The following is a 14096-nucleotide window of genomic DNA, read 5'->3' on the forward strand; positions in this document are numbered from 1 at the left end:
TAGACTTATTCAAATTTGGCTATTTTAAGTATACGTTCAACTGCTAATATTGTTATAATTGCAACTTATATCTACAATTTTATGGTAAATTTTTCCCCCTCTAAATGACAAAAAAATAAAAAAACTAATGGTTTCCCACTAGTTTTTATCCTTTAATTTTTTCTAATTCATCGAGCAATCTGTCATTAAGTATCTTTATAAATGTCCCTTTCATTCCTAATGACCTTGATTCTATAACTCCTGCACTTTCAAATTTTCGTAATGCATTTACTATTACAGATCTTGTTATACCAACTCTGTCAGCTATTTTACTTGCTACTAAGAGACCTTCGTTGCCATCTAACTCATTAAATATGTGTTCTACGGCTTCTAACTCTGAATAAGAAAGCGTTCCTATTGCCATCTGTACTATTGCCTTCTTTCTCATTTCATGCTCTATTTGCTCATTTTTAGCTCTTATAATCTCCATACCTACAACTGTGGCACTATACTCTGCTAAAATTAAATCTTCCTCAGTAAAATTAACACCAAAGCGTGCTAATACTAGCGTTCCTAGCCTTCCATTAGAGCTTATTATCGGAATAACTGTGCATATCTTGTTAGGATAGTCACATTTTGATATATCGTCAAATACACACTCAGGTTTTTCTTGTATGTTTTCTTGCGTTGTACTAATCTTCAATAGCTCGTCGTTATATTTGTCTGGAAATCTTCTTTCTTCTACTACTTCATTCTCAATTATGCTGCAATCAAATCCACTAGACAAATAAAATCCTAATACTCTCCCTTTTCTACTAGCAATATATACATTCGCTTGTAAGATTTCGCTTAATGTTCTGCTTATCTCATCAAATGAAACGGGTTTTCCTCCTGTATTTTGAAGAATTTTATTTAACCTTCTAGTTTTCATTAACAGACTTTCTCCCATAAGGCACATCCTCCTTTTGTAATAATTTTAACCATTATCCTGTTTTTGTTCTACTTTTGTTTTGCAATCTATACACTCTAGAAATTCGCCTTTTTTTCCACCTTTTTTAACTAATATACCGCTACAACTAGGACATTTTTCCTTTACTGGGATGTTCCATGTTACAAAGTCACACTCTGGATAATTCGAGCATCCATAAAAAGTTCTACCTCTTTTTGATCTTCTCTGTACTATATCTCCGTCACACTTTGGACACTTCACTCCTATGTCTTTTACTAATGGTTTAGTGTTCTTGCACTCTGGATATCCAGGACATGCTAAGAATTTACCGTAGCGCCCATGTTTTATTACCATATTTCTTCCACATTTATCGCATATAACATCTGTTTCTTCATCTTTAATCTCTATTGCTTCAATTTCTTTTTCTGCTACTTCTAAGTCATTTTTAAAATTGTCATAGAAGTTAGCAACTACGTCTATCCACGATAACTGTCCTGCTTCAACTTTGTCTAAATCTTGCTCCATTTTTGCTGTGAATTCTTCATTTACTATATTTTTAAAGTAATCCTCCAGCAGATCTGTAACTATAAACCCTAATTCTGTAGGCGCAAGATACTTATTCTCTAGTACTATATAGTTCCTACCTAGTATCGTACTAATGATAGGTGCATAAGTTGCTGGTCTACCTATCCCTAACTCTTCCATTGTTTTAACTAGTGTAGCTTCTGAAAATCTTGGTGGCGGTTGCGTAAAATGCTGTTTAGAAGTAACCTCTTTTGCCTTTAGTTTTTCATCTTTCTCTACATTTATCGCTTTGACCTTTTTATCATCAGAGTTTATTTTATATATCTTAGTAAATCCATCGAATAGTAATTTAGAATAGTTTGATTTGAACACATATTCATTTGATTTTGTTTTAATTGTAGTTGTTTCTAGCTCTGATGGGCTCATCTGACTCGCAACAAATCTTTGCCATATCAAACTATAAAGCCTATATTGATCCCTGCTCAAATGTTCTTTTATGCTTGCTGGTGTTTTATCTACATATGTAGGTCTTATACATTCGTGGGCATCTTGAATATCTTTTTTAGCCTTTTTTTCTACCTTTTTTACTTTTGCATAATATTCTTCTCCTAATTCGCTTAAGATATACTCTTTTACTTTTTCTGCGGCTTCATCTGATATCCTTGTTGAGTCAGTTCTAATATACGAAATTAATCCTACTGTACCTTCTTTTTTCTTTAAATCTATACCTTCATAGAGTTGTTGTGCTATACGCATTGTCTTCTTTGTTGCAAAGTTTAATCTATTAAATGCGTCTTGCTGTAAGCTACTTGTTGTATATGGCTTATAGGGATTTCTTTTTTTAGTTGACTTCTTTATGTCTAACACTAAAAAATCTTCTTTGTTTACCCCATCTAGTACTTTTTTTGCATCTGCTTCATTTTTAAGTTCTAGCTTTTTAACTTTGCCTTCTTCCAAAGTTCCTATAAAAAACGCATCAAATTCACTTTTACCCTTTTTTAATATAGCACTTATTGTCCAGTATTCTTCAGGCTTAAATTTGCCTATCTCTTTTTCTCTGTCACATATAAGCTTTGTTGCAACCGATTGAACTCTACCTGCACTTAAGCCTTTTCTGATTTTTTTCCAAAGAAGTGGACTTATTTTATAACCAACTAATCTATCTAGTATTCTTCTAGCTTGCTGTGCATCTACTAAATTGTTGTTTATTTTTCTTGGATTTTTAACTGCTTTTTTTATTGCAGTTTTTGTTATTTCGTTAAATTCTATTCTAATGCTATCTGTTTCATCTATTTTAAGAGCATTGGCTAAATGCCAAGATATAGCTTCTCCTTCTCTATCAGGGTCAGTTGCCAATAATACTTTATCTGCCTTTTTTACTTCTCTTTTTAGATCACTTAGTATTTCGCCCTTCCCTCTGATTGTGATATATCTAGGTCTGAATTCGTCTTCGATATCTATGCCAAGCTTACTCTTTGGCAAATCCCTAACGTGTCCAACTGATGCCTTTATTTTATATTTGCTACCTAAAAATTTACCTATAGTTTTTGCTTTAGCTGGTGACTCAACTATAACTAAAGTTTTTGCCAAATCATTCACCTCCAACATCATAACGTGAGTTATTATATCAGATTTATAAGTTTTAGTCTATACTAAACACAGAAAATTAAAATTAGTATTGATACTTGTCAATCTGTAATACTAATATAATCATTAATATTAGAATATTTATCTTCTGCATAAAACTGTATTTTATCTCACTATATATAATATAATTATTTAACTTTTTAATATGCTAATTTATTATAAACAAATTTAATTATTTATAATAAATATTTTACCAGACATTTGTTTTATTATTCCCTTTATTTCTAATATTGTTAAAATACTTATTAAATTTGTCATATTTATGTTTGTATTGTAGCTTATCATATCGCAATGTAGCGGACCATATTTTAATGTATCAACAACTCTTTTTTCTTCTTCACTTAGTAAATAATCATTTTTTACTACGATATCTTTAATAACGTCTTTAAAATGAATCATTTCTCCTATTACATCTTTTGCATCACTTATGAGTTTAGCTCCATCTTTTATGAGCTCATTTGTTCCCTCGCTATACAAGCTATTTATATTACCAGGGACTGCAAATACATCTTTCCCTTGGTCTAATGCAAAGTTTGCTGTTATTAATGAACCACTTTTTTTCTTAGCCTCAACTACTATTACTCCTCTAGCTAGTCCACTAATTATCCTGTTTCTCTGCGGAAAGTTCCCTGGTACTGGCTCAGTTCCTAATGGGTATTCTGATATTATGCCCCCATTATTAATTATCTGATCATATAACTTCTTATTTGATTTTGGATAGATTATATCTACCCCACACCCTAGTACTCCAAATGTTCTTCCCTGTGATTCTAATGCCCCTCTATGACTAACTGTATCTATTCCTCTTGCAAGGCCACTTATTATAGTTATACCATATCTAGATAATCCTTTTGAGATTTTTTCTGCAACCCATTTGCCATAATATGTAGCTTTCCTAGCACCTACCATAGCTAAGCATATCTCATCTTCTTTTATCATATCTCCTTTTATATATAGTACTTTAGGAGGTAAATATATATTTTTTAATTGCTCTGGATATTCTTTATCTACTATAGTAATAGTTTTAACATGTTCCTTTTCTATTTTACTAAATATTTTATTTATATAGTTATCATTTTTGCTCATTGTTAAATTTTTCATTGCTATATTGCTTAAAATTCCACACGAATTGATTTCACTGTTTGATGCATCCCATATATTTTTTAAGCTTCCGAAATACTGATTTAATTTTTCTATTGATCTTGTTCCTATTTGGTTAATACTATTTAACCATATTAAGATATCTCTATCTTTCATTACATCACCTCTTTAAGACCAGTATTTTCTGTCTAAGCTTCTATATTGAATAGCTTCTGCTATATGTCTTGCTTTAATGTCATCACTTTTATCTAAATCAGCTATTGTTCTTGATACTTTTAGTATTTTGTTATATGCCCTAGCACTTAGACTGAATTTATCGAATGCCATTTTTAGTAACTCTTCACCATCTTTGTCTAGTTTACAATATTTTTTTACCCCTCTTGCACTAAGATTAGCATTATACAATGTGCCTTCTTTTTTATATCTCTTTAGTTGCACCTTTCTGACTTCGTTTACTCTTTCTTTAATCATCTGGGATGTTTCTTCTTTTTTGTTATTTTTTAAATCGTCATATTTTATAGGATTGGCTTCTATGTGTATATCAATTCTATCCAATAATGGACCAGAAATCCTCCCTAAATACCTGTTTATTTCTTTCATACTACACGTGCAATCGTGGTTTGGATCTCCATAGTAACCACAAGGACATGGATTCATACTAGCAACAAGCATAAATTTAGATGGATAAGTTATTGTTGCTGTAACTCTAGATATTGTAACTTCTCCATCTTCTAGTGGTTGCCTTAATACCTCTAATGCATTCTTTTGAAATTCAGGAAGCTCATCTAAAAATAATACACCATATTGAGCTAATGATACTTCTCCTGGCTTTGGAACTCTCCCTCCTCCTATAAGAGAAATATTTGATATTGTATGATGCGGAGATCTAAATGGTCTTTCTTTTATTAAATAAGTCCCCTTTAACAAACCAGATGCACTATATATCTTTGTGATCTCTAATGCTTCTTCAAACGTCAAATCTGGTAGAATCGACGGTATGCTTCTTGCGATCATTGTTTTACTTGATCCTGGAGGCCCTATAATTAGTATATTGTGTCCTCCTGCTGCTGCAACTTCTACAGCTCTTTTTAGCGCACTTTGTCCTATTATATCTGAGAAATCATTTTTGTCCTTAGTTTCTTCTTTTTTGAGGATATTGCTGTCAAAAACACATGGATTGATTTCAGCTTCTCCATTGAGATATCTCGCCAATTCAAATAGGTTGTCAACTGGTATAATCTCTATATCATCTACCATGCTACATTCTTTTTTATTTTTTGAAGGTATTATAACCTTGTTAATTCCCTTTTCTTTTAAAGATAGTACCATAGGAAGAGCTCCATCAACTCTGTTTATTTTTCCATCTAATGAAAGTTCTCCAATAAAACACACTGAACTAAAATCTGCATATTTTATATCTTCTGTAGCTATGAGGATTCCAATAGCTATAGATAAATCTATTTGAGAACCTTCTTTTTTCAAATTTGCTGGTGCCAAATTTACTACTATTTTGTTTAGTGGAAACTTAAATCCACTGTTTTTTATTGCTGTTCTTACTCTTTCTTTTGATTCTTTGATTGCTATATCTGGTAACCCCACTATTGAAAACGATGGCATTCCTTTTGATAAATCTGTTTCTACTTTTACAATATATCCATCTAGCCCTTGTAATACTGCAGTATTTACTTTTGATAACATATTTTCTCTCCTTTAACATATTTTACATTTGATATTATTCAATCTATATATTGTAAAATCCTTCTAAATTGACAAAATTTTTTGAATAATTTAAATATTTTAGATGCTATTCAAAATAGTACTTCTTTCCTATTTGTAAAAATTAATCTATCCAAAAAGCATTAATTAAATGATTTATTTTATCTTTTTTGTGCATAAATACTTCTACTATGTCAAATCTAAACTGCGTATTATTAAGCTTATTTATTGATTGATATAATAAAGCTGTTTTAATTATATTTTTCTGCTTTGCTGTGTTTACTGCATCACTAGGATTGCCGTAATTATCACTTTTTCTAGCTTTGACTTCTATAAATACTACTATTTCTTTATCTTTAGCTATGATATCTATTTCACCTGTCTTTTTAGCATAGTTTCTCTCTAGTATCTTATATTTTAATTTCTTTAAGTATTTTATGGCTATGTCTTCTCCTTTTTGTCCTTGTTCTTTGTTATTTGTCTTCATATTATCTCCCCCCAAAAAAAGAAACTCACTTATATTCACTGTGAGTCTGTCTTGTTGTTATTTACCTTTTAATTTGTCTAAATCATGTATATATAGCAATATTTTAGCTACCGCGCTATACAACTCTTCTGGTATACTATCTCCCAGATCTATATCGTATAAACTTAATGCTAAATCTTCGTTTTCCTCGGTATATATCTTACCTTCTTTTGCTGTTTCTATTATTTTTTCTGCTACTATACCTTTACCCTTAGCAATGACCTTAGGAGCGTCACTATCCTCTTCATATTGAAGTGCTATGGCAATCTTTGGTTCCTCCAATTCATCACACCCTAACGTCAAACAAGAAATTGGTCTGCTTATTTTCGCCTATTATATCAAATAATTTTGGTTTATAGTCTATTTTATTTGCAGTAATTAAATCTATATTTTCAAATCCATCTTCTTTTAAATGATTATATAGTATTGACTTATTATCTGCTAGAAGGTTTGCCGCGCCTTCATCTTCTGTAAAAAATTTCACTTCTATTTTTTTGTGTATCATTTTACACATAACTTCTATTTTATTTAGATTTTTAGTATGCACTGTAATATAGAAATCTGCTTCTTTTTTTGTTAATGTTCTATTTTTTTTGAGTAGTGCAAATCTGTATTTTAAATCTTCAAAATCCATTTCTACAGGTATGTAGACTACATTATAAGATTCGTTTAAGTTATTTACAAAAACCATTTTCTGCTCTATAGCCTTTAATTTCCCTTCTATAGCTGTCTTAATTGTTGGATTTTGATTTACACCTTCAAATTCTTTCACTGCGCTTTTTAAAGTTTTGAGCATATCGTCTATATTATTTTTACTCTTGCTACCTGTTAGTGATTTAAGTGTTTTAATAAAGCTCCTTATAATAGCTTTTGTTTTAGATATCTCTTTAGTGTTGCTATTATTGTTTTCTTTAGATACAGTATTATCTAGCTTAGCTTTTGTGTTGTTTTTATTTTTATCTTCTGCATCTTTCATATTATCAGTTGATGTGTTTTTGTCAGTTAACTCTATTAGTTCTTTTATCTCATTTTCTATAAATCCTTTTTCGTTAGAAACAAATTCGTCATATATTTTTAGATTTTCTAGATTGATCTTCATATCCATTTTTAAAAGCATTACTACTGCTTTTGTAAAACTCGTCTCTGGGCTTTTGTTATTAGCTAGTATTTTTGCTCCGTTCAAAATGTTCTTTACTATGCTTGTTACATCATTTTTGCTATTATTTGTGTTTTGTGTGTTTTTGCTTGTTATATCTACACTTTGTTTTTCTATATCTTGCTCACCCTGTTTACTTACTGGTGTATTTTTAACTTTTATAAAATTTTTAATATCTTCGATAGTGATGTCCGCACTTTCAAACAACATCATTATTTTTTCACCTTTATCACTACTACTAAGTGTCTCTAATTTGTCTACATATTTAGAAACATTTTCTATCGACTCTTTATCTATAGGCATTTTATTGTCAACTAATTGTTTTACTATATCCATATTCTTTTCATTAACAGGTATTAGATTCTGCTTTAATATAAATCTGAATAAATTCTTTGTATTTGCAGACACTTCTTTATTTTCAGCACTTGTAGGTGTAAGTATCATTTTATTATCATCTGAATATTTGACTAAAAAATCTATCATTACGTTTTTGCTGATTAGTACATTGCTATCAAGCTTCGCCTCAATGAGCTCTCCACTTGGTGTGCTTATTATTACGTTATCACCATCTACTTCTATAATTTTTCCTTTTAAAGTCTCTATTGCTTCTTTTGGTATATTAGCTTTTAAATTTACATTGACATTATTGTTTATATTGGTATTATAAATTTTCATAATCTACCCCCAAAAGCTTAATTGTTTTGACTCGTCTAATATCTTTGATAAAAATGTTAGTCTATGCACCTGAGACGGTCCAACTCTTTTTAATGCTTCTCTATGCTCTTTTGTACCGTATCCTTTATTTTTTTCAAATGCATAATCAGGGTATTTTTTTGCTAGCTTAACACATTGATTGTCTCTATGTACTTTTGCTACTATAGAAGCTGCTGCTATACCATGACATTTTTCATCTCCTTTGATTATGCTTTGCTGTGGTATATTTATTTCTAGCTTTTCTGCATCTATTAAAACATAATCTGGCACTATCTTGTCTCCGGTCTTTGTTGTAAGATTTTCTATTGCTTTTTTCATTGCTAATCTAGTGCTATTTTTTATGTTTATGTCGTCTATTATAGCTGGGCTAACAGTTCCTATTCCTATAGCTATTGCTTTTTCTTTTATTATAACTGACAGCTTGTCCCTTAGTTTAGGTGATAGTTTTTTAGAATCATTGACCTTTTCTATTGAAAGCCCTTTTGGCATTACTACTGCGCAAGCTACTACATCACCAGCTAGGCATCCTCTACCTACTTCATCTATACAAGCTATATATTCATATCCTTCTTCCCATATTTCTTTTTCTAAACTAAGCATAAAATCCCCCTTAGTATATTTATCGAATGCATATAGTGAAACCTTTACTTATTAGAATCATTTTGCATCAATTTCTCTATATCTTCTGGTTCTTCTAATGTTAATCTACCTAATTTCCCTTTTCTAAATTCATCTAGAATTAAGTTTGATACTCTTGTATAATCTATCTCACCTTTTCTAATCACACAACCTCTTTTAATAGCTATTTCGTCCATTACTTGTATAGTTGTTTTACCGTCAATATTAACCTCATATCTATTTTCTATTGTAAATGGACATTTTGCAATCAATACTTCTATAAATTTATATGCTAATGTTTCTATATCCATAATTTCATCTTTTATTGCACCTGTAAATGCAAGGTTTAATGCTACCTCTTGGTTCTCAAACTTTGGCCAAAGTATACCTGGTGTGTCTAACAGCTCTATATTGCCTTTTAACCTAATCCATTGCTTACCCTTTGTTACCCCTGGTCTATTACCTGTCTTCGTGCTCTTTTTACCTGCTATCGAGTTAATAACTGTTGATTTGCCTACATTTGGTACACCAACTATCATTGCTTTAATCGCTTTATTTTTTATTCCTTTTAGTTCTAGTCTCTTTCTTTTCTCTTCCATGAGCTTATCACAATTTTTTAATATTGCATTTACACCACTTTTAGTTAGTGCATTGTTTAATATTACTTGTGTATTGTTATTTTTAAGGTAACTCATCCATTTTTGATTTGATCTGTCGTCACTCAAATCACTTTTATTGAGTATAACTAATCTCTTCTTGTCCTTTAACAGTTTGTCTATCTCTGGATTTTTGCTGCTCATTGGAATACGTGCATCCAATATCTCTATTACTACATCTACCAACGATAGATTCTGTTTTAGTAAATCTCTTGTTTTCTTCATATGTCCTGGAAACCAGTTTATATTCATTATACCACCTCGTATGTATTATATTAACTATAAGTTTTCATATTATAACACATAATATTTTGTCCAATATATAGAGTTATATGTTTTAATATATTAACTTTTATCAGCCAATTGTTATTACATCTATAAAAAAGGGGCTGTCTCTTAATCAGAGACACCCCTTGGGGTTACTTCATTAAAATCGGTAAATTGCTTAGAATGTAAGATTTTTTCAAAATTAGTGAAATACAAGGCACAAAATATATAGCGGATATGAGCGTACTAAGGTACGCGATTAGTCGATATATATTTTATAACGCAGTAGTTCACAATTTTGGGAAAATCGAAAATTGTTTTAGAATCAGTGAAATACAAGGCATTAAAAATATAACGGATATGAGCGTACTTATGGTACGCGATTAGTCGGTATATTTTTAATAACGCAGTAGTTCGCGATTCTAAGACAATTTAAAAATTGTTTTAGAATGAGTGAAATACAAGGCACTAAAATTTTCTCGGATAGGAGCTAGATTTCATTCGTCGCTCTCTACTCGCTTTGCTCCTAGGAGTAAGTGATTCACAAGAAATCGTAGATTTCTGTTCTCTACTCATGACTAGTCGGGAAATATTTCAGTAACGCAGTAGTTCGCCATTCTAGGACAATTTTAGTATGATCTCTTTTCCTTAACCTTAGCCCTCTTACCAGTTCTCTCTCTTAAGTAATATAGCTTAGATCTTCTAACTTTACCTCTTCTAGTAACAACTAATTTTTCAATTTTTGGTGAGTGCATTGAGAAAATTCTCTCTACTCCTACTCCGTAAGAAATTCTTCTTACTGTGAAAGTAGCTCTAGCACTTTTACCTTGCTTCTTGATAACAGTTCCTTCAAAAACCTGAACTCTCTCTCTGTTACCTTCTTTGATGTGATAGTGTACTTGTACTGTATCTCCAACGTTAAACTTCTCTAAATCAGTTCTAAGTTGAGCTTGTTCAATACTCTTGATTATATCCATTTTATAACCTCCCTTCGCCTAGATGTTCATACCTATCAAGCAGAGGACCATCTGTGTTCCGTAAAACAATTACATTTGATTATATCATATATAAAAATATATTACAACGGCTAATTTAAACATATTCACTTTTAAGTATATCCATTTCTTTCATCTCATATTAACCTACGTCTAACGTAACTAATAACAAATCTACTTTGTCTGTTATATTCATTATTTAATTATTCTAGCTCAGATTTTCTTCCTAATCTTTGAATTTATATCGCACCTCTATTATTATAATCTTAATTATATTATATCTTCTAAAAATTATACATAGCGTAAAGTGTACCTGATGATGCATCCTTTACCTTCATGACCGTAAACTAAGGTTTTATTCTTAAGGTTTTCGTTGGACTTATATAGTTTTGATATGTAATCATCATCCTTCATAGATAATCTTATATGCCTTATCAAATAGCATTAATTGCACTAATAAAGCCAATAGCCGAAATTATATTGCATAAGCAATGAAATACTATTGATATATAAATATTTTTCTTTTTCCAAGCTAAATAAGCTGCAGGAAAAAATACCACGATTCTAAATAAATTATTGAATGGAAGCCAAAAATGGTATAAAGAAAATAATACTGTTATAATGATAGGAGCATATTTCCCATATCTACTTATCTTTGATGTAAGATAACCTCTAAAAAATAGCTCTTCTACGATAGGGCCAATGAAACCGTTAAAAATAAAATATACAACACAAGTCAATACCAAAATATTCTTTGGATATTGTTTTAAATAATCTATATTGTTCCAATCAAAGTATGTTGGTATAATGCTTGTTAGCAGATTTGAAATTGGAGCAAACAACATATTTTCTAATGGCGCTATTGTTGCAGACATAATCCCTGCAAAACCCCATAACGAAGATCCATACAGAAATATTACCCACCATCGTAGTTTCTGATGATTAGAAAACGCACTTTTTAATGAATAACTTCCATATGTTTTTTTACTTGCACGTAATACTATCCATAACTCTATTGGAAAAAGTATAACCATAGCCAAAAGAAAAAACAACAAAAGTGATGGAATAGTGTTTTGTAAATAACCTGCCAAGATATAAACCAGTGTTAAAAGTGAAGTTGGTACAAAAACTAGTAAAAGTACCCTTGATATACTTAGATTATCACCTATCTTTTTATTTAATGTTTCCATAGTTACCTCCTACTGTAATATAAATAATGTCGTTTCAATACTAGTGTTCAATGTCATATATAACTAACTCGAATTTGGGACGTCAATAGAGTTGCTGGGAGTTTTTTGATTTATAAGATGTAAAAGACTACCTATTTTTCTTAACCATCGTGTAAACATAATAACCCTTTGTACAATCACTAACAACCATCTTCACTTTATTGCCTCTCTTTTACTGTATCTCCAACATTAAACTTCTCTAAATCAGTTCTAAGTTAAGCTTGTTCAATATTCTTGATTATGTCCAATTATAACCTCCCTTCGCCTAGATGTTCATACCTATCCAACAGAGGACGTCTATGTCCATAAAACAATTGCGCTTGATTATATCATATATAAAAATATAATACAACTGCTATTTTAAATATATTCAATAAGTAATTCAAAAAATATCTAGTGAATAAACTATACAAAAAGGTAAGATAGATGTTGCCTCATTTATAGAAAATATTTTTTTATCCATCTAGGTTTGCAATTCCATAGTGTATAATCTACAAATCTACCAAATGTTAATTGTAATAATGATAAACATTCTTATATTTTTTTAATAATACAAATACAACCATAATTGCTAAAGCTTCAGCTATTGGAATAGCTAACCATACACCAGTTATACCTAATAGCTTTGGTAAAATAGCAAACATACCTAAGATAAATGCAAACGTCCTTAAAAAAGAAATTAATGCAGATATTTTTCCATTTGATACGGATGTAAAGAAAACTGATGCAAAGATATTTAAGCCTGCAAAAATATATCCAAAGGCAAAAATAGTAAATCCTTGTTTAGCAAGTGCAAATGCTGAGCTATCAGGTCGCACAAAAAAGCTTACAATACATTTATTAAAAATCAAACATAGTGAAACTAATATAATCGAAGTTATAGCAATAAATTTCAATGAAATACTAAAAACTCGTTTAGTTTGCTCTCTATCATTTTCGCCATAAGCAAAAGCAAAAATAGGAGCAACACCTGCACCAAAACCAATATAAATAGAGTTTAATAAAAATAGTGTTTGTACAATTACAGTAACTGCAGCTAACCCATCTACTCCTTCTAATTTTAATACTAAAGTGTTCATCACAGTAGTAACCACTGCAATTGCAAGGTTTGTAACCATTTCAGAACTTCCATTCGTACATGCATGTGATATAAATCCTTTGTGCAATTTAGGCTTAACAAAGTGTAATACACAATCTTTTTTTAGTAAAAAATATAAAACAAAGACAAATCCAGGTATTATATTACTTGTAAATATACCTATAGCAATGCCAATAATTCCAATTTTAAGAACCCCTACCGTAATATATACCATTAATATATTTGCAAATCCACCAATAACAACAATAATCATTCCGAAGCTAGGTTTACCGATTGTTACAAAAAAATATTGTGCATATACTTCCCAGAAAATAAATGGAAAGGTCAATGCAATAGCGTGAATGTGCGTTTTACAATAAACATATAAAGTAGAATGGCTCACTCCTAAAAAAGTAATTAGTTGATTGTCAAATAGTAATGTGAGAATCATTAAGACTATTCCTATAAGAGTTCCTAAAATAAAAATAACAGTAAAATTTTCTTTCGCTTTCTGCAAATCATTCTCCCCCATATTTTTAGCAATAATAGCATTTCCTCCGGTTGCGAACATAATTGCAACTGCGAGTACCGCTGAAAAAAGTGGAAAAATAACTGTAATTGCTGACATCGCTTCTTGCGAAATATACATAGATGCAAATATAGTACCTGACATCGCATAGACAGCACAGAAAACCATCATAATAATACTCGGTAATGTAAACAATAAAAGTGATTTTCCATTAAATTTTTGTGAAATTGCGTTTTTCATTAAAAAACCTCCTTAAAATAAAAAAACCGCCAATAAGGCTTAACCTTATTAGCGGGGGACTCCTTAAACAACTTTATGTTGCTGTACGCTTATTACATGTTATATTATTTATTTGAAATTGTCAATAAACTAATTAATAAATCTACAATAAAAAAACATCTAATAAGAGTA

At 30.5% G+C, this 14096-nt stretch carries 12 protein-coding genes; all 12 read right to left on the reverse strand.

Features of this window, described 5'->3' with window-relative positions:
- Positions 1–145 precede the first annotated feature (145 nt).
- The 12 genes from codY to P3X86_RS04375 all read right to left on the reverse strand — a co-directional run bounded on the left by codY (position 146) and on the right by P3X86_RS04375 (position 13925).
- On the reverse strand, positions 146–928 hold the full coding sequence (gene codY, locus P3X86_RS04320) for a GTP-sensing pleiotropic transcriptional regulator CodY (RefSeq protein ID WP_483291396.1): 783 nt from the start codon (positions 926–928) through the stop codon (positions 146–148).
- Positions 929–955: 27 nt separating this feature from the next.
- Positions 956–3043: a type I DNA topoisomerase gene (gene topA, locus P3X86_RS04325; RefSeq protein WP_483291397.1), complete on the reverse strand. Its 2088-nt coding sequence runs from the start codon at positions 3041–3043 to the stop codon at positions 956–958.
- Positions 3044–3268: 225 nt separating this feature from the next.
- Entirely contained in the window at positions 3269–4357 is a 1089-nt protein-coding gene (dprA, locus tag P3X86_RS04330) for a DNA-processing protein DprA (protein ID WP_483291398.1), read from the reverse strand.
- A gap of 12 nt (positions 4358–4369) precedes the next feature.
- A complete protein-coding gene (locus tag P3X86_RS04335; protein ID WP_483291399.1) occupies positions 4370–5899 on the reverse strand; it encodes a YifB family Mg chelatase-like AAA ATPase in 1530 nt (509 codons plus the stop codon).
- Between the two features lie 142 nt (positions 5900–6041).
- Entirely contained in the window at positions 6042–6404 is a 363-nt protein-coding gene (locus P3X86_RS04340) for a YraN family protein (protein WP_483291400.1), read from the reverse strand.
- Between the two features lie 57 nt (positions 6405–6461).
- Complete coding sequence (locus P3X86_RS04345) at positions 6462–6725, reverse strand: EscU/YscU/HrcU family type III secretion system export apparatus switch protein (RefSeq protein ID WP_483291401.1); 264 nt, start codon at positions 6723–6725, stop codon at positions 6462–6464.
- Between the two features lie 4 nt (positions 6726–6729).
- A complete protein-coding gene (locus P3X86_RS04350) occupies positions 6730–8274 on the reverse strand; it encodes a hypothetical protein (protein WP_483291402.1) in 1545 nt (514 codons plus the stop codon).
- Positions 8275–8277: 3 nt separating this feature from the next.
- Complete coding sequence (locus P3X86_RS04355; protein ID WP_483291403.1) at positions 8278–8913, reverse strand: ribonuclease HII; 636 nt, start codon at positions 8911–8913, stop codon at positions 8278–8280.
- Between the two features lie 44 nt (positions 8914–8957).
- Positions 8958–9839, reverse strand: coding sequence for a ribosome biogenesis GTPase YlqF (ylqF, locus tag P3X86_RS04360; protein ID WP_483291404.1), 882 nt, complete (start codon positions 9837–9839; stop codon positions 8958–8960).
- A 644-nt stretch (positions 9840–10483) separates the two neighbouring features.
- On the reverse strand, positions 10484–10831 hold the full coding sequence (rplS, locus tag P3X86_RS04365) for a 50S ribosomal protein L19 (RefSeq protein WP_483291405.1): 348 nt from the start codon (positions 10829–10831) through the stop codon (positions 10484–10486).
- Positions 10832–11283: 452 nt separating this feature from the next.
- The gene (locus P3X86_RS04370; protein ID WP_483291406.1) at positions 11284–12039 is read right to left on the reverse strand and encodes a CPBP family intramembrane glutamic endopeptidase; all 756 of its coding nucleotides are present in this window, start codon (positions 12037–12039) and stop codon (positions 11284–11286) included.
- Between the two features lie 548 nt (positions 12040–12587).
- Positions 12588–13925 (reverse strand): MATE family efflux transporter, encoded by a 1338-nt coding sequence (locus P3X86_RS04375; RefSeq protein ID WP_483291407.1) that lies wholly within the window; start codon positions 13923–13925, stop codon positions 12588–12590.
- Between the last annotated feature and the right edge of the window lie 171 nt (positions 13926–14096).

The sequence above is a fragment of the Abyssisolibacter sp. ZYX002 genome, assembly GCF_056892235.1.